Origin of the sequence: Pedobacter heparinus DSM 2366, assembly GCF_000023825.1 — a bacterium.
Classification (GTDB): domain Bacteria; phylum Bacteroidota; class Bacteroidia; order Sphingobacteriales; family Sphingobacteriaceae; genus Pedobacter; species Pedobacter heparinus.
The window spans coordinates 2,417,187-2,435,392 of the sequence record NC_013061.1; the positions used below are offsets into that span (position 1 = coordinate 2,417,187).

14 protein-coding genes and 1 tRNA gene are annotated in these 18,206 nt (G+C 42.5%); 8 read left to right on the forward strand and 7 right to left on the reverse strand.

Going from position 1 to position 18,206, the window contains the following annotated elements; genetic code table 11:
• Positions 1-15: 15 nt before the first annotated feature.
• Positions 16-1,608, reverse strand: coding sequence for an ABC-F family ATP-binding cassette domain-containing protein (locus PHEP_RS10405; RefSeq protein WP_015807915.1), 1,593 nt, complete (start codon positions 1,606-1,608; stop codon positions 16-18).
• 243 nt (positions 1,609-1,851) lie between these two features.
• Between PHEP_RS10405 and PHEP_RS10410 the strand changes: the two genes are divergently transcribed.
• Entirely contained in the window at positions 1,852-3,180 is a 1,329-nt protein-coding gene (locus PHEP_RS10410; protein WP_015807916.1) for a serine hydrolase domain-containing protein, read from the forward strand.
• A gap of 35 nt (positions 3,181-3,215) precedes the next feature.
• Complete coding sequence (locus PHEP_RS10415; RefSeq protein WP_015807917.1) at positions 3,216-4,175, forward strand: SphA family protein; 960 nt, start codon at positions 3,216-3,218, stop codon at positions 4,173-4,175.
• A 5-nt stretch (positions 4,176-4,180) separates the two neighbouring features.
• Here the strand turns inward: PHEP_RS10415 and PHEP_RS10420 are convergent, their stop codons facing one another.
• Both PHEP_RS10420 and PHEP_RS10425 read right to left on the reverse strand, forming a co-directional pair.
• Positions 4,181-5,554: an NAD-dependent succinate-semialdehyde dehydrogenase gene (locus tag PHEP_RS10420; RefSeq protein ID WP_015807918.1), complete on the reverse strand. Its 1,374-nt coding sequence runs from the start codon at positions 5,552-5,554 to the stop codon at positions 4,181-4,183.
• Positions 5,555-5,608: 54 nt separating this feature from the next.
• Positions 5,609-6,148, reverse strand: coding sequence for an SRPBCC family protein (locus tag PHEP_RS10425; RefSeq protein WP_015807919.1), 540 nt, complete (start codon positions 6,146-6,148; stop codon positions 5,609-5,611).
• 177 nt (positions 6,149-6,325) lie between these two features.
• Between PHEP_RS10425 and PHEP_RS10430 the strand changes: the two genes are divergently transcribed.
• The 3 genes from PHEP_RS10430 to PHEP_RS10440 all read left to right on the forward strand — a co-directional run bounded on the left by PHEP_RS10430 (position 6,326) and on the right by PHEP_RS10440 (position 8,243).
• Positions 6,326-7,309, forward strand: a complete 984-nt coding sequence (locus tag PHEP_RS10430; protein ID WP_015807920.1) for an LCP family protein — start codon at positions 6,326-6,328, stop codon at positions 7,307-7,309.
• A 108-nt stretch (positions 7,310-7,417) separates the two neighbouring features.
• On the forward strand, positions 7,418-7,729 hold the full coding sequence (locus tag PHEP_RS10435) for a hypothetical protein (protein ID WP_015807921.1): 312 nt from the start codon (positions 7,418-7,420) through the stop codon (positions 7,727-7,729).
• A gap of 79 nt (positions 7,730-7,808) precedes the next feature.
• Positions 7,809-8,243 (forward strand): tail fiber domain-containing protein, encoded by a 435-nt coding sequence (locus tag PHEP_RS10440; RefSeq protein ID WP_015807922.1) that lies wholly within the window; start codon positions 7,809-7,811, stop codon positions 8,241-8,243.
• A gap of 69 nt (positions 8,244-8,312) precedes the next feature.
• On the opposite strand, the gene glgP is transcribed toward PHEP_RS10440, so the two are convergent.
• Positions 8,313-9,965, reverse strand: coding sequence for an alpha-glucan family phosphorylase (gene glgP, locus PHEP_RS10445; protein ID WP_015807923.1), 1,653 nt, complete (start codon positions 9,963-9,965; stop codon positions 8,313-8,315).
• A 124-nt stretch (positions 9,966-10,089) separates the two neighbouring features.
• Between glgP and PHEP_RS10450 the strand changes: the two genes are divergently transcribed.
• The 3 genes from PHEP_RS10450 (at position 10,090) to PHEP_RS10460 (ending at position 11,490) form a co-directional block, all read left to right on the forward strand.
• Positions 10,090-10,371 carry an Rdx family protein gene (locus PHEP_RS10450; RefSeq protein WP_036674468.1) on the forward strand — a complete coding sequence of 94 codons (282 nt, stop codon included), beginning with the start codon at positions 10,090-10,092 and terminating at the stop codon, positions 10,369-10,371.
• Between the two features lie 275 nt (positions 10,372-10,646).
• Positions 10,647-11,276: a DUF6266 family protein gene (locus tag PHEP_RS10455; protein ID WP_015807925.1), complete on the forward strand. Its 630-nt coding sequence runs from the start codon at positions 10,647-10,649 to the stop codon at positions 11,274-11,276.
• A gap of 141 nt (positions 11,277-11,417) precedes the next feature.
• Positions 11,418-11,490: transfer RNA gene (locus PHEP_RS10460), tRNA-Lys, on the forward strand.
• 186 nt (positions 11,491-11,676) lie between these two features.
• Here PHEP_RS10460 and PHEP_RS10465 read toward each other — a convergent pair.
• The 3 genes from PHEP_RS10465 to PHEP_RS10475 are packed head-to-tail and all read right to left on the reverse strand — an operon-like array spanning position 11,677 to position 18,085.
• A complete protein-coding gene (locus PHEP_RS10465) occupies positions 11,677-15,588 on the reverse strand; it encodes a tetratricopeptide repeat protein (protein ID WP_015807926.1) in 3,912 nt (1,303 codons plus the stop codon).
• A gap of 8 nt (positions 15,589-15,596) precedes the next feature.
• Complete coding sequence (locus PHEP_RS10470; protein ID WP_015807927.1) at positions 15,597-16,973, reverse strand: hypothetical protein; 1,377 nt, start codon at positions 16,971-16,973, stop codon at positions 15,597-15,599.
• A gap of 2 nt (positions 16,974-16,975) precedes the next feature.
• Positions 16,976-18,085, reverse strand: a complete 1,110-nt coding sequence (locus PHEP_RS10475; protein ID WP_015807928.1) for a hypothetical protein — start codon at positions 18,083-18,085, stop codon at positions 16,976-16,978.
• Between the last annotated feature and the right edge of the window lie 121 nt (positions 18,086-18,206).

An 18,206-nucleotide genomic window follows, 5' to 3' on the forward strand; every position in this document is an offset into this window, starting at 1 on the left:
TGTCCATTGGTAAAGTTAATGCAACTCAATTGAATGTACTGCATTTATCTGCTTCAAAAATAACTCATCATGAGACACCAGCAGCAGTGTTCCCTTATAATCACCAATTGCAGCAGTCAGGATCCCTGTATTTTGAATGTCCAGGTTATTTGTGGGTTCATCCAGTACAATCAGGTCGGGAGCGGCATTGCTTATCGTTAGCGCGCAAAGCATCAGGCGCATTTTCTCGCCGCCGCTCAGCGCTGCACAGGATTTGTTCCAGTAGGCTTTGTCAAATAAAAAGCGGTTTAAGCGGATCTTTATTTCATGTTCCTGCAATTCACCCGAATTATAGGCCTGTGCCTGTTCATATACACTCAGGTTGTTGTCAATCAGCGAGTAATCCTGGTCAATGTAAATGGTTTTAATGCCGCTAAGACTGTTTAATGTTCCTGAACTGGGTTGAAGCCAGCCTAAGATCATTTTGATCAGTGTTGTCTTACCGGACCCGTTCGCGCCCCGGATGACCATACGTTCGCCACTGTTAAGCCGAAAATTCAAAGGCTCCTTCCAAAGCAACTGATGGTAGTATCCAAAATTTATATTTTTTGCGCTGACCAATGTTTTTCCCCTGTGCAGGGCAGAATTGTTCAGGTCCATTTTCATTTTATTGATGTCAGGCAATGCTGCACGCAACTGGCCCAGTTCCTGCGAAAGCACAGCCTTTTTATCTTCATGGACACTTTTTATACGGGAGCTGCTTTTTTCTGCATTGTTTTTAAAGGCATGCATCACAATAGTAGGCAAACCCGCTTTTTCCTGTTTCTTTTTGCCACGGGCGTCCAGTTTTTGTTGCCTTTCCAGTACTTCTTTTTCAGTTTCCCTGGCTTTACGAAGTGCCTTTTCCCTGCTGTTCAGGTCCTGTTTCAACGCTTCGCTTTCCAGCTTTTTCTGTGCCACATAAAAATCGTAATTGCCTCCATACACGGTTATGCCCCGCTTATCCAGTTCAAAAACGCGTTCCGGAAGCTTCAGTAAGGTTTTATCATGGCTTACCACCACCAGCGTGTTAGTGGCCGAGGCAAGGTCATCATACAGCCGCTTTCTGCTCCATAGGTCTAAATGGTTACTGGGCTCATCAAGTAAAACTATCTCAGGCCGGTGTATGCGTATCCCTGCTAAAAAAACTTTGGTTTTCTGGCCACCACTAAGGCTGCCCATTTTTTGGGCCAGGTCCAGTCCCTCAAGGTTCCAATGTGCAAGCGCATTTTTGCAGCGTTCCTCAACCGCCCAGTCGTCATTCAGCAGAACCATATTTTCAGTCGTCATCCGGCCATCCAGAATTTCATTCAAGGCTTTTAATTTACCTTCAACCTGCAGCGCCTTTGCAATGCTGTAATCATTAAACTGTCCGAAAATCTGTGGTACATAATAGGGGATTGAACTCATTTTAACGCTTCCTGAGGCAGGTTGTAAATTACCTGCCATCATATTTAGCAGGCTTGATTTTCCTGTGCCATTGTCGCCAATAAGCGCAATTTTGTCTTTTTTGTTAATGATGAGGTTTAAACCCCTAAACAATACATCCCGGTCGGGATGTGTATACGTAATATCCTGTAGGGTAATCATAATTCTTTCTAAAAGGTTGAACAATACCAGGGGCTGACTTACCGGCCCTGTTTATTTTTCTGAAAGAAACTGAATCCTACATGTAGTGTTTTTTTGTTTACGGCTGCAAATTTAAGAAAATTTATAAGACAATCCCAAATGCTGTCCTTATATCAAAATTTCTTAAACATTGGCAAACTTAAATTGTTTACAGGTGTTGTTCCATAAATGTTCTTTTGCCTTATTGAATCTAAATGAATTACCATGAAACAAAACTACGCAGTTTGCCGTCTTTTTGTGTTACCCGGTTTGTTACTGATTGGCAGTCTTAACCTTAACGCTCAGGAAAAAACTAAGTTTTTGAATGCCGCAGAAAGCGACCCTATAAAAATGGGCTGGATGACCGGTGCGCCCCCCGCAAAAGACCGGACGGTATATTTTGAAGATGGCAGCTTTTTTCAGTTTCCGGCCCTGCGCTGGAGTGCTGCCCACATGCGCCAGTTTATGCCCACTACCAATGTGTCGCGCGGGCTGGGCAATGTAAATCCCCTGGCAAAAAACATCCGTAAAGAAATTGATCAGATAAAGTTCATTCCCCTGGGCGAAACTAAAGCCATGACCTGGCAGGAATCCCTGCAAAAGGTTTATGCCGATGGGGTAATTGTCATGCAGCATGGAAAAATTGTGTATGAGCAGTACTTTGGCGCATTAAAAGAAGATGGTCAGCATGCCGCCATGTCGGTCACCAAATCCCTTACCGGTACCCTGGGCATTATGCTGGCCAAAGAAGGACTGATAGATACCTCAAAGCTGGTTTCGCATTATATCCCCGAGCTTAAAAATTCTGCCTTTGGTGATGCTACCGTCAGGCAGGTGATGGATATGACCACTGCTTTACAGTTTAGTGAAGATTATGCCGATCCGAATGCCGAGATATGGAAGTTTTCTGCCGCAGGCAACCCATTGCCCAAACCCAAAGATTATAATGGTCCTAAAACCTATTATGAATACCTGCCTACCGTTAAAAAGAATGGTGTACATGGCACTGCCTTTGGTTATAAAACTGTAAATTCTGATGTATTGGGCTGGATCATTGCCCGCGTTACCCGTAAAACAGTAGCAGAGGTCCTATCAGAAAAGATCTGGCGCAAACTAGGTACAGAACAGGATGCCTATTATTCTGTTGATGCCGTTGGAACCCCTTTTGCCGGGGGAGGCTTTAACATGGGTTTAAGGGATATGGCCCGCTTTGGTCAGCTGGTACTGAACAACGGTTTTGCCAATGGCAAACAGATCATTCCCAAATCAGCAATCGATGACATCAGGAAGGGCGGGAGCAAGGCTGCCTTTGAAAAAGCAAATTATACCTTACTTAAAGGCTGGAGCTACAGGAATATGTGGTGGATAACCCATAACGAAGATGGCGCTTTCTGTGCCAGGGGTGTGCATGGTCAGGTGATCTATATAGACCCAAAAGCAGACATGGTCATCGTACGTTTTTCTTCAAATCCGGTAGCCAGTAATTCGGCCAACGATCCTTATTCCCTGCCCGCTTACCATGCCCTGGCTAAATTTCTGATGGCCAATAAATGATAATCTAATTATTTCTCAACTTAAACCACAACAAAATGAAAAGATTTCTCACCTTATTTGCAGCGGTTTTATGCTATCTTTCTGTTTTTAGTCAGGGCCATTATACGGGTTCCTCTTTTAATCCCGGTGATTATTTTGCCCCTCATCCCGGATGGATCATTCCGGTTTGGTACGGCTACGCAAATATGGATTACCGCAATGCCTCGGGCAACAAATCCGATGTACTCATTAATCCTGCACCAGGCAATCCAACCTCACTTCACATTAAACAGAATGTGGTTACCAATTCTTTTATTTTAATGGCCATTTATGGGGGGAAAGGTAAAATACTGGGTGCAAACTGGGGAATGATGGCCATCCCTATGCTCAACAGTCCTACAGCTAACATTGCTTTAGACTATTATTCCAGCCAAACCGGTTCGGGAAACTACGTCTTTACCAACAAAAGCCTGGGATTTGGCGACATGTATGTTCAGCCCGTATGGCTATCCTGGACAAAGGGTAAATTCATTTATGCAGTCAATTATGGTTTTTGGGCACCTACAGGCAGATATAAACCCCATGATCTGGACAATGGCGGGCATGGCTACTGGTCGCACAACATCAGGGTGGCAGGCAGTGTAAAAACAGATCCTAAAGTGAGCGTTACACTGGCCGCAACCATGGAATTAAATTCATGGCAGCACGACACTGATTTTAAAGAAGGAAGCCACCTGACATTTGATCTGGGGAGCTCTTATTTATTGAATAAGCGTGGAGATATGGTGGGCCTGTTTAGCCACTATACTACCCAGGTAAGTGATGATAAAGGTACCAATGGTGGCTTTGTGTCTGACAGGATAGCAGGATTAGGCGGCTTTGTCTCCTACTGGATCACACCAATGAAAATAGGGGTGATGGGCAGGCTAACTCAAAATTTTGCCGGAAAAAACAGATTTGCCGGTACAGCTGTACAGGCCGGTGTAAACATTTTGATCCCTAATGGCTCGCATTAAGCGGCTCATTTCACATAAACCGTTTTAATGTTTACAAATTCATGAATACCAAACAGGCCCAGTTCGCGCCCGTAGCCGCTTTGGTTAATGCCCCCAAAGGGTAGGCGGGGATCGGATTTTACCAGCGAATTTACAAAGCAGGAACCAGCCTGAAGGCGGGTCCTTGCTATTTCTTCACCCAGTTTTTCATTAGCTGTAAATACGGCAGCTCCAAGTCCGAATGAAGTATCGTTGGCCAGCTCAATGGCTTGTTCCACATCTCTGGCCGTCAGTATGGCCGCCACCGGGCCAAACATTTCCTCGCTGTAAGCAGGCATCCCTTTTTTTATTCCGCTAAGTACAGTAGGTTCATAGTAGGCATGCTGGCCTTTAAACGCAGGAATCCGGCCGCCAAGCAGGCATTTTGCACCCATTTCTATATTCTTCAGTACCTGCTGGTGCAGCTCGTCACGTAAATCTGCACGGGCCATAGGACCCAGGTTGATATCCGCTTCCAAAGGGTTACCCAGTTTTTTCTGTTTCATTTTTTGCACAAAAAGCCTGGTAAATTCCTTTTCTATCTTTTTTACAACAATAAATCTTTTTGCTGCAATACAGCTCTGCCCGTTGTTGATCAGCCTGCTGTTTACGCAGGTTTCGGCTGCAAATTCCAGGTCGGCATCTTCCAGTACCAAATAAGGATCACTGCCCCCCAGTTCAAGTACTGTTTTTTTCAGCAGCATGCCTGCCTGTGCGGCAACTTTCATTCCTGCCTGCGTGCTTCCGGTAAGGGTTACCGCCTTTATGAGCGGATGGGCAATCACTTCGTTTACCACGTTACTGCCAATCATCAGGGTTTGAAATACATGGGCAGGGTAACCCGCATCCTTTACCAGCTTTTCTATAGATAGGGCGCATCCCGGTACATTTGAAGCGTGTTTCAGTACCCCGCAATTGCCCGCCATCAGGGCGGGGGCAAGAAACCTGAATACCTGCCAGTAAGGAAAATTCCAGGGCATTACGGCCAGCACTACACCCAGAGGCTGAAAGCTGACGTAGCTTTTTGAAGCCTCAGTCTCAATCCGCTGGTCCTGCAAAAAATCTGCCCCTTTTTCTGCGTAGTATTTACATACAGCGCCACATTTGTCTATCTCGGCCAGGCCATCGTTCAGGGGTTTGCCCATTTCCAAAGCCATGAGCCTTGCCAGCTCCGCTCTTTGTATGTGCAGCTGATCAGCGAGACCCCTTAGCAGGGCAGCCCTTTCTTTAATACTGCTTTTTCTCCATTCTGTCCAGGCTTTATGTCCCTGTTCAATCTTTTTAACAACTTGTGCTTTGGTGGTTTCAGGATAAGATTTAATTACCTTGCCATTTGTCGGGTCAATAGATTTTATGCTCATGCTTCATTTGTATTCCGGTATAAAACAACGTTCAGGCAATAAATTTGTTTAAAATTACTTTTCCAGCGTGGTTTTCATTTTGTCCAATCCACTCTGCAGATCTTTGCCAATCATCTCTTCCATCTTCATACAAAGCATCATTAAATTCATGGGCCAGGCCATTTTACCTGTAAAGCCCCATTTAACCTTTGTTTTATCAGCGCCAATGGCCTCTGTGGTCATATAAGCATCGTCTTCTGCATCAAAAGGTTCTTTAAAGCGCAATTTCATGTCTATCCTGTCGCCTTCAGTAATTTTGACGATTTCCTGTTCGCCCTTACCTACATTTTTGTTGGTGCTTTCCCATGAATATTTAAAGCCAACTGTGCCATCGGTGCCGCTGTAACTCTTTTTCATGGCCGGGTCCAGGTTGTTCCAAACGCTGTACTGGTCCTGATTTTTAATGTGTTTAATGAAGTCGAATACCTCTGGTTCCGGCCTGTTGATGGTTACTTCACGCTCCACCGCATAATCTTTTTTCACAAACAGCGCTACTACCAATGCCAGAATAACAATCCCGACAATAACAAATAATACTCTTTTTAAAATTTTCATTGTTTTACGGTTTTTTTGAATGGTTATTATTTATCTTAAGTTTTAATATGCTTATTGTTTATATAAAGATGATTAATTTTTAAATCAAATACCAGATACATTTTAACCCTGCCCGAATAATATGGCCGGAAAATTGTTTAATGGTTATTAATTTTAACCCAATCATTCATATCAATAATGAAAAAACTATTGTTTTATATTTTTCTGCTGGCCTTCTCCTTCCAGGTAAATGCCCAGGACACCACTTCAACAGCTATAGCCCCTGCGGATTATGCCAAACCTCAGGCTGTTCAGTTAAACAGATCGGCCGAAGCACTGGGCATATCACCCAAAGTAAGTGCAAAGGTAAAAGCCATGCCAAACCCACCGGTAAATATGGCCCTTTTTGCGGTCGACAGGCGTCAGGCAGGCGAACGGGCAAATTCCGATGTGATCATGGTCATTTCCATCGATCAGCAAAGCGGAAAAATAAAGATGTCTTCCATTATGAGGGATACTTATGTAAATATTGACGGGCATGGCATGGATAAGATCAATGCAGCTTATGCACTTGGAGGGCCTCAGCTTGCTATAAAAACCATCAATCAGAACTTTGACCTCGACATTAAGGATTACATCAATGTTGATTTTTACAGTGCTGCAAGAATAGTAGATGCCCTTGGAGGGGTAACGGTAAATGTAAAGCAGCCAGAGCTTTCGTATCTTAACAATTACCTGGATGAGCTGGCGATTTACGAGAAGATTCCGGCAGTGCATGTAAACAGTGCAGGCCTCCAGAAACTGACCGGCAGACAGGCTGTAGCGTATACCCGCATCAGAGGGGTAGGGAATGGCGATTATGAAAGGACCGAACGTCAGAGAAGTGTACTGGTTGCGCTTTTCAGCACACTTAAAAACTCCGGTTCGCAAATGCTGCCGGCCATCGCTTCACAGGTATTGCCCAACCTGGAAACCAGTATGGGACAGATGACCCTTTTCAGCTTTGCAGGTAGTGTGCTGAATTCTAAAAATAAAGTGATCGATCAGGCAAGGTTTCCACTGGATGGGCAAAGTGCGGGGAAAAGAATCAACAACATCTGGTACCTTACTGCCGATTTAAAAGCCACTACCACCTCCTTACATAATTTTATTTATAAAAGCATACAGCCTGCTGCAAAATAAGCCGTTATAAGAAAATCCGACAAAAAAAATACAATTCAGGCTATGGCTATTCAAATAGGAGCAATATATTTGTAGCCATAGCCAATATAATTTACAATTCGGTTGCTTATGTTTAAAAGAATAGCGGGCATATTTATTTTACTTTCCTTTTTACTGGTAAAAAGTACCCCGTTGTTTGCTGTGGAACAGCAGCTGAAAAATGTAGTTGTGGCAGGTGCTGCACAAAGTACTGAGGACAGTACACCGGATGCTGAAAAAGAAAGCAAGCAACTTGAAATTACGGATGAGGATTTTCCTGATCAGCCGGTATTGCTGCTGGCCGCTTTAACCCTTGCCAAAAGAACAGGGCACATCATTGTACCCGCGGTTACCGCACCTTATATTTCCTTACCCTATCCGCCTCCCAACAGCTGTTCTTAAAATCATGAACAGATTCCGGACTGTATATCTGAACTGATATTCCGGTCTATATTTAAATATTCACACAATAATTATTTTTATGAACTATCCTTTGTTTAAAGGTTCTGTAATGGGACTTTTATTGGGCATTGCTTCGTTAACAGCAAGTGCACAGAAAATTAATGAACAGGAACTGAAAGTTAATGTTGGTAAAATATCCAATTCTACACAACATTTAAAAAACCTGGAACCGGTTACCTTTCAATACGATGTAAACAAGTACAAACACCTGAAACTTCCGGCCGGAGAGCAGTACGGTTTTATGGCCAGCAATGTACAGCCCGAATTTCCGGCAATGGTTTACGAAGCGTCAAAGGTATATGAAGCCGGCAAAAACAACGCTAAAGTGGCCAGGTACAACGAGGTGCAGACAGAAAACCTGATTCCTGTACTGGTGGCCGCCATAAAAGAACAACAAGCCGAAATAGAGCTGTTGAAAAAAGAAGTACAGCTGCTCAAAGCAAAATCAAAGTAGCTTAAAAGAGAATACCCGTAGTTTTTTTAGTGTTTTGGTGAAAGCCGTCCGGAGGGACGGCTTTCTTTTTTAAGCCTTATACATTTTTGTGTAATATTCTGCCGCCATTCTGCCCGATTCAAAAGCAGGGACCACATCAGCTGCCGCCTTTTTTACCATGCCTAACCATTTGTTATGGTCGTTATAATAGGTTGGCAGTACAACCTGTTCCAGTGTATCCATCAGGCTGATGTTCTCCAGCCGGTCCTGATCCTGTTCCGGAGAATGATCCGGTGCGGGCTGGATCAGGAAACAGTTTTCTCTGTCCCGGGCAAATTCAGGTACCCAGCCATCGGGCAGGGAAAGGTTGATGCTGCCGTTCATTGCGGCAGTCATGCCACTGGTGCCGGAGGCTTCCCTGTACATCCTGGGGTTGTTTAACCAAACATCAGATCCCTTTTTAAGAAGGGCCGACAATTCCAGCTCATAGCCTGTAAGTACAGCACAGTTTTTTAAAGGCAATGCCCTCGAAATGATCTGGTTAAACAAGCCAATGGCACCAAAATCTTCAGGATAAGGTTTCCCGGCCCAGATCAGCTGTACCGGAAATGCGCCATTGCTCAGCAGGGTTAAAAAGCGGTTCCAGTCCTGCATCACCAGGTCGGCCCGCTTATAACCGGCAAAACGTCTGGCCCATACTATAGTGATCACCTCCGGATCAAACAGTTTGCCACACTGATCGGCCACTACTTTAAACAGATCGGCCTTCAGCTCTTTTTTTCGTTGAACAATACCATGATCATCATTACCGGCTATTGATTTTCCCATCAGCGGATCCTGCCAGTAGGTTAGGTTCTGGGCATTGGTGATGGAAGTGATTTCGCATATACCGGGGTTATGGCCCCACATATCCCTGGCCACCTTACCATGCAGTTCAGAAACACCATTGGCCTTTCTGGCAAATTTAAGCGCTGCAAGGGTATAGCTAAACTGGTCGCCATCCATCCCCAGCAGGTATTTCACCTCATGCTCCTGTAAATGGTAAAAGAAAGACATTTCCTTGAGCAAACTGTATCTATGTTCTTCATTTCCGGCCATTTCGGGGGTATGGGTAGTAAATACCACCCGTTTTTTTACTTCATCCAGGCTTTTATATTTAGCGTAGAGGTAAAAATTAAGTGATACGGAATGCCCTTCGTTCATGTGGTATACATCGGGTGTGATGTTTAAGATATCCAGTAACATGGCCCCGCCAATACCCAGAATGATAGACTGGGCAATTCTTGTGGTCTCATGCGGATCGTACAAACGATGGGTAATGGTACGCGACAGGTAGTCATTTTCAGGAACATCGGTACTGAGCAAAAAAAGTGGTGCTGTACCAAAGGTTTCCGGTTTTAGCAGATAGGCCCTTACATGCACAGGCGAATCGTGTACCGGAACGGTAAAAATTATGCCTGTATCCTGCAGATATGCATATTGCTTTTCGGTATAGGCAGGTTTCATGAGCTGGTCTTTGTCCCTGGTCTGGTCGTAATAACCATATTTCCATAAAATGCCAATACCTAGCAGGTTCTGTTTTAACTGATAAGCACTCCTTAAGTGCGAGCCGGCAAGAAAACCGAGCCCGCCACTGTAAATTTTTAGCGCCTGATCTACGGCAAATTCCATAGAAAAATAAGCAGCAGCAGTACTGTACTGCGCGTTGGGCTCAAAGCCGAAAATGTCTTTTTTAGATAGCATGGTCTTAAATTAGGAAATTTATACCAATAAAGAATTTACGATTCAATTATATGTTACTTGTGGGTAATGATTATGTTTAATTTTTAATTGCAAAAAAAGCCAATTGACCATAAAAGAAGAAGATATGAAGCCAACGATTACGATAGAATATTGTCCGAAATGCGGCTGGATGCTACGTGCCGCCTATATGGCCCAGGAACTGCTGACCACTTTTATAGATGACATCAATGGTGTACTGTTAAAACCTGCCGGGATTGCCGGCGTTTATACCATCAGTGTAAATGAGGACGTCTTGTACGATAGAAAGGAGCGGGGAGGCTTTCCTGAGATTAAGGAACTGAAACAATTGGTAAGGGACAAGGTGAATCCTGAAAAAAACTTAGGCCATTCTGATAAAAATGCTTGATTATTAGGTATATTGCATTGTTTATTCAGGCAATTTCCAAAGTTTAAATCAGCGATTTAATTATTGGTTAATTTTTAGGGCTCAGGTTAGGATATTGCTTATAATTGGTTAGGAACCTGTTTATTTATAACAGGGAATAAACAGGGATTTTATAGGGACTTAACAGGGAGATAACAGGGACAAATGCCTGTTTAATCCTTATGTAATTCCTATAATTTTATATTAATTAATATTTCACTGGTAAACCAGTTGTAACTTACTTAACTATTAGAACTATGGCAATTATTAAAAACGGCATTCTTGGTGGTTTTAGAGGCAAGGCCGGAACGGTAGTGGGCTACCACTTAAACGGACAGGACATTATGCGTGGCCTGGCAAATGAAAGAAGCAAACCATTTACAGAAAAAGAGCTGGCCAATCAGCAGGCCTTTGGAGATCTGCAGCTTTGGCTGAAACCTTTAACAGTGTTTCTGAGAGTTGGCTTTCAGGATTATGCCCCTACATTTCAGGGTTTTGTAGCTGCAAAATCCTATAATTCTAAAAATGCCCTGGTGAGGGATGATGCGGGTGCATATATTGATCCGGCACTGGCGCTGGTTAGTTTTGGCGATCAGGAACCGGCATTAACAGCATCTGCGGTTTCAGAAACTGAAAATTCAATTACTTTTAACTGGGAAGGTGGTAAATGTGAAAGTGACGACCGGGCGATGTTTCTGGTATATGATATAGCTGGTGGCAAGGCCGATTACGATACCGGGGCCGTGAAGCGGAGAATGAAGACCGGGATTTTTAAACTGAATGAGGATTTTTCGGGAAAGGCCGTTCACGTTTACCTTGCCTTTGTAGCTGAAGACAGAAAAAGGCGCAGTAACAGCCAGTATTTAGGCATTGTTAATGTGCTTTAACAGGTATTTACAAATAATCTAACTAGGAATCAGTGATATAAAAGATTTCTCGATATATAATTTGCACAATATGTACTGTAACCCTATATTTGCACCACTTTAAACGGAAACGCTTAGGGTAAAAGTTCAACAAAGAACGATGATTCCGTAGCTCAGCTGGTAGAGCATTACACTTTTAATGTAGTGGTCCTGGGTTCGAATCCCAGCGGGATCACAAGATTCAATATCAAAACTATACAAAACCCTGCAAATCAAATGATTGCAGGGTTTTTGTTTTTAGGGAAAAAACTAAAATATGCACCAATCCTCATGAATCCCTGCTCAGTTCCTGGTCACTCTGCGCTTTGCAAGGCATAGCGTGCAAGGCAAGCGATATGAGAATAAGGAGAAAAAGATGATTTTATGGCTTGTTTAAACCCAGCACATTTGCAATATAACCGCTTGCTTTTACTCCCTCATTTACAGAAATATTAGTGGAGGCAATATTGGCTTCTCCACTAACCGCACCGATATTTCCCCCGGCCGAAACGCCTGCAGAAATTCCCCAGTCTGTTACCTGCAACCCACCATTTGGCCCGGCACCAATGGTAATGTACTCCATCGCAGATGCGCCTGCTGAAACTGCTGTTATATTTTGATTGCCGATATGCGCTTCTACTCCTATGCCTGCGCCAATGGTTGCTTCTTTAAACGTACCGTTCTCATTAAAATTAAGGCTCAAGTCTCCCACAAAACCTTCGCCACCTGTTATGCTCATGGAGTTACAATTGAACCCGATCTTTGTAGGACCCAGCCCCAGCGTTCCTTTGAAGTTGGCACAATAATCTTCTTCCCATTGTTTTGGCTTGGATGGCATTTTATTCTCTTTCGATGACTGCGACGAATAAACGCAGGGCTCTATTTCAGCGTACATCGTCAGTATTTTCCTTATATCGGTAATATATTTTGCCTGCGCATCCAAAAACCAGCGGTTACTGCTGTCATTCTGTTGCACGGGTTTCCAGTTGGCATAATCCCTGAAACAATTGCGGCTTACCAATTCGCTTTTTTGTGCAAACTGGTTAGTAAGTTTAGCTACATCCGAAAGGTATTTTGCGCTTTCTTTGTTGTATTCTTCACAACGGGCTTTCTTCAGGCGCTCCATTTCTTCCTCTTCTTCTCCCTTGCCTTCACCGCCTTCTAATTTGCTTAGCTGTGCTGAATACTTTTTAGTGATGTCGCTTATCTTCTTATTATACGTTGCCGTTAATGCTTTTTTATCCTGCGTAAAAATTTGCTCCAGGTCGCTTTTCATTTTCGTGTACGCGATCATGCTTTGGTTTACAATATGGTCTGCCTTTGTTATCCGCATTGCCAATCCAGCGTTTCGATTAATAGTTGCAACCCACTGCTTCATATCCGGCTTGGGTAATTTATTATATGCTGCCATTATATTTTCTGCGGTTTGCGATAAGCTGCTTTTTTCTTTTTCCAAAAACTGATTGAACGATTTTGCTTTAGACAGATCTTCGTTCATGGCAGGAAATTCCAGGCGCTTCAACATAGGAAATTCATTGAAATTGGTATTGGTATAATCGCTTTGGCTTTGATGATTGCCTTCTGTTTTTTGCAGCAGGTCTGATGCTTCTTTATCGTATTGCCCTTTGAGCGATTGCTTCAAACAACCGATGGCTTTATCCGCTTCAGTTTTATTATTGGTTTGTGATGCTTTAGTTAAATGTACAAAGGCGGCTACTTTATTGGCGTTTGTATTCAGGCTGTCTTTGGCAATGCTTTTGTCGGAAAAGCTTAAAGCATTATTCATATCACCCAGGTTGTAAAATGCAGCAGCCATATTGGCCAGCACTTCCGGTGAACCATTTACTTTTGAATTGACATACTGCAAAACCGGAATGGCTTTTTCCGAATACCCGTAAGCATTAAGTAACGATGCCAAATTGTTGGCAGTATTCATATCGTTATAATCTGCCTGTAGTGTTTTGCAGAATAGGTACAAAGCCACCGTGGGCTTTCCTTGCAGCCATACGCCAATGGCTTCTGCGGCAATGGCTTTGGAAGTTATTGCTTTCTTTGTTTTCAGGTAAGAGTCGATCTTTTTTGTATTGTCTATATTTAATTTTGCCGCAACCTGGGTTTTTAAATCGTCAATAATTTTTTGAAATGCCGCATTGCCCATCGCTGTATTGGGCAGGGCATCTAACAATGCAGAACGGGCAGGTGCTTTAAAAGCTGGTAATGCAGCCACTGCTTTATTAGTCCCTTCCGCCTGGGCGGGAATGGGTGAAGCACTTTTAAACCCGGCAGGGTAATTTATTGCCGGCATTTTATCTATTTTTTCTAATGGCTTAAATGCGTAATCCGAAGTTTCAAATGTAGCCACATCGGGTATGGTAGTTTTCTTATCTTTTATCACTCCAGCAAATGTTGGCTCCTTTGGTATATTATTTTGAACAGCACTATTGCTTTTAATATAAATATTGCCTAGCAGCATATTTGGTTCGCTGCAATACCAGCCAATACGTTTATACAATTGGTCAGAGGGCCTGGCATTATCATTTCTGATTACTTCCTTGCCGTTTACCGAAATAGCAACCGAAGTACCATTTACCGCTACGCTTACATGTGCGATGTCTTTTTCTTTAAAAGCAGTAATCCTTACATCCTGGTTCATTTCCTTGTATTGGCCTTTCCTGAATTTGCATTCTGTTGTGGTTTCGCCGCTCATGGCGATGGCAAAGTCTGTTCCTTTATCCACCGCACTGTTCATGTTCATCGGCTGCGGATATTTTTCTTTGGGGTCATAGCCATCCAGCCGCACATAATGCATCACTCTTTTATTAGAGATGCCCGGCCCAAAATATACATCATAATTTACGGTATAGGTTGCCCTGAGTGGAATGGCGAGGTCAGGATAGAAAGTAAATTTTGCAGGGATACTTACCCATTTACCATTTTGCCCACTTACACTTGCCAGAGAAGCATTTGCAAAACCATATCCTGCTGTATGCCATGTTTTGGAAGATATTGCGCCGGTGGGATAGCCTTCAAAATCTTCATACAAGATGGTGTAGGGATCTTTGTTTTTTGCTGATGCAGTTGCAGAAACAGCAGTAGGTGCTAAAGCAATATTGCCCGTAGCTCTTACTGGAGTTTTTACAGGAGCATAAACCATAGTTTTTCTTGCACCAGGTTGCACCAGCCATTTGGCCACAAAATCAAAATTAAAATTATTCAATAAAGAATATACCATGTGCGATATACCTGTGCCAAACCTAGTATCGAATTTTGCAGGATTTCCTTGTAGTGTTACATTTGTTGGTGTCAGGTTAACATATAACCAAAGTGGATCATCTTTTTTTGACTGGTCAATGGTTTGCTGAGTGGTAGTAACAAGAATGTTGTACTCTGAAAATGTTTTACTGATGGGTTTCCCGTTGATGATCGCTTCGGGATTCAGCAGGTAATGGCCGTTACCATCGTTGATGGCATTGTTATAGTTATAATTTGCATTTAACTTGACCACTTCATTGTAATAAGGTGCCAGTCTTTCCAATGCTTTTTTTACTGGTTCTACCGAGTACAGATTTTTTTGAAGAATGGAAGGGTAGGCCGCTAACTGCTGTTGAATATAGGCCACTGCATCCCTTACCAGCACCGGCTTAAAAGGCCAATCACCATTTTTAGGAACCACAACACCGATCTTAAAAACCTGTTGGCCATTGTCATGATAATGATCCAGATAAGTACGATACTTATAGACATTAGGCTGGATCTTTTTATCTATTCCTTCTTTGGCTAATTGAGCTTCATCATCTCCACTCGTAAATTGCACCTGCTCTGCAAAAAAATACATACCGCCGGGAGTAAACCCCTTTATAGCTACACCAGGGAAATCATTAAACCCTGCCACCAATCTTTGGCCTTGTTCGCAACAACGCAGATCGATCTTTCCATGGGCAAACGTTGCTGCATAACCTAAAAAATTGACACCATAACTATGCAGGGGACCATTGCCATCTACATACCAACGTTCATCATTTTTTGCAATGGTACGCATCACCATCCCACGGGGCAGGTAAGATTGTTGTATCCAGTTGATCAGTATATCCGATGCCTGTTGCTGCCATGCAGAATATACAGCATCGCCATACTGGCTTTTAACAGGTTTATAAACGGCTTTTGCATTGATAGGATTGCTGATGTATTGCCAGCCAATTTCCGAATCCCTGCTCAGTTCCTGGTCACTCTGCGCTTTGCAAGGCACAAAATATAGCGTAAAGAAAAGGACGAAGATGGATTGTATTTTTCTCATTGTTAAAATCAAATCTTATGAAAATGAAGAACCGCTTCTATTTTGTTTTTATCATAGTTACAGTCATACAAACTCATATAACTTTCCCATGGCCTGTCACCGTATCTGCGGGAATAGAACCGTATAAAATATTTACTTTCACTTCCCGATGACGATTTCCTTACCAATACATTTTCAGTAAAGCTATACTCGCTTTGACTTTTAAATTGTTTGGTTTTTATCAGGTTATTATAATAATCATAACCTGAAGTAGTTGAAGATTGTATCGTAACATAAGATTTTCCGTCTGCTGTGTAGATGGTGGCTGAATTCAAACTATTACCATAGGTGCCGCTGCCTGATGCCCAGGTGCCTATCAGTTGTTGTTTATAATTTATACTTTTTTCGCCCAGTCCTTTTATTCTCAGGTTAAATAATAAAAAGTGTAAAGCCATTTCTACCTCACCACCTAAAATGTTATCCGTAGAATTAATAATGGCTACTTTATCGCCAGCTTGTACAAGCAATACAGTTGCTTTGATCACATCATACCCACCTCTTTTCTTTATGCTATTGGACATCATATAATAGTTCAATCCCTGGCAGGTCGTCCCTTTTTCGCACTCAGCTTCTGTAAATACTGTGATACCTGGAATCCGTGTTTCCCAGCCATCAAACACCTCGAAAAAAATATGCGACATATCATTTTCTAAATTACCCGATGATTTTATCATACTCATAAACTCAATAATTCTTTTTCCTGTAGTGGTGTTTTTCTCTAACATTAAACTATTTCCACCTGCATTTAAACTCCAGGTGGGCGGAACAGTAATGGAATACAGATTTTTATTTCCTGAACCGGTTGTAGCAGTTGTGGGAGAAACTGCGTTTGTGTTGTTGTTCTGTGCAGTTGCCGTTTCGTTCAGGTCGAGGCTTTTTATAAAATCCAGTATCTGGTTTTGATATTTATCGGTATTGGTCATGATTACCACGTTCGCCATTTTGCCGTTGCCTGTAGCGGTTATCAACGTTACTAATCCTTTATTGGCGCCATCGGTATAGCTGGCTTGTCCCGACAAAACGCTCCATCCTTTTTCAGTAGCAGGGTCTTGCAGGGTTGGTTCTCCAGAAACAGACACGGTACCTTTTACCAGTTTTTCCCAGCTGGTAGTAAAGTTTTCGTTTGCCGGTGCCTCCGTCGCTGCCGAACGTAAAATAATAGCAGCTGCATAACTTCCTTTACCATCGTTTTTGGTGGACAGTTGAATGCCATTTGCCATTTCTGTTTTATCCCAACCGTTGGGCATGGTATAGTTTAATACATCAAAAGTCTGCTTTTGGGCAAAACCAGTATAACTTAGCATCAATAGCAGATTAAACAGGAGAATGTTTTTTATAGGTTTCATCTTTAATGAAGTAAATAGTTATACCCGCTTTTATTATTTGAATTGTTGCCATCGGTAAAACCAGCTCCGGTTATTTGAATGTTGAACTTGTAAAGTACATTTTTGGGCAAGGTGGAAAAATTAGCGCCTCCAGCTACTCTCGCATCATAGAAAAGTTCTTTTACGTTCCCTGGCGTAAATGGGATTCCATCTGCGTTCACAGTATCCCCCCCAGTGGCCTGCCCGCAACACGCGGTTTCCAGAAAAGTACTAGGGTTATTATCTGTATCTTCAACTCTGCTTTGTAAGCTTAGTGAGGCCGTTGATGGAATAGCTGTTTCACCAATATTTTTTAAGGTGTAATAAATCCTAACGAATGATGCTGTATCCACCGGGCTCTTTTCTATTTTGGTAATGGTAACTTCTATATCTGCCGGAGCTGGTGGTGGCGGCGGAATGGTAAACGACGATTGTATCACATTATTTGTAAAATTCAATTCAGAAAACTGCTGCCCAACCCATGTTTCGGAAGTAGTGCCAACATTTGATTTCATTCCATTTACACAAAGTTCAAATGTGTATGCATTGCCCACCATGATACCATTAGTGCCAAATGTATTTCTGCTATTCATAGATTCTCCGGGATTTAGCAATTGATTTATTTCTGTTGTTAGGCTGGTAGAATTGCCACCTCCTGCGGGGGCACCATTTATGTAGCTTTGTACGGATAGTAAACCTTTTTTTACAGCGGCAGTGCCAACATTTTTTAAAGTATAATTTACGGCATAAGTATTACCTGTATTGGGAGAAAAGCTAATATTTGTAATAACCATGTCTGGAAGGGCCGTTGGTGTAGTGGTCGAATTCGTTGTTGTAGTGGGCTGATTTGGAGTTTGTGTTGTGGTTGATGGCGGTGTGTATAACATGCCTGTTGCCGTTTGCTGCGGTGGAACCATTGAAACATTTGTAGCTGGTGTAGTATTCGTTTGCTGCGTTGTCGGCACAACGATTTGTCCTTTAACCTTAGCGTTAATAACCGGTTTAACCAATTTACCTGAATCAATTTTTTTTACTTGTGCATTGCTGCTTATTGCACCTGCAATGAATAAGAATAAGATGAGTATTTTTTTCATGGATTTTAGATTTTATGATGTAAAATTAGATTGAACAACAAGACCGAACAATCATTAAAAAAGATGATTTTTATATTCGAATACTTAAAAAATCATTAAAAAAGAGGATGGGAAATATGAT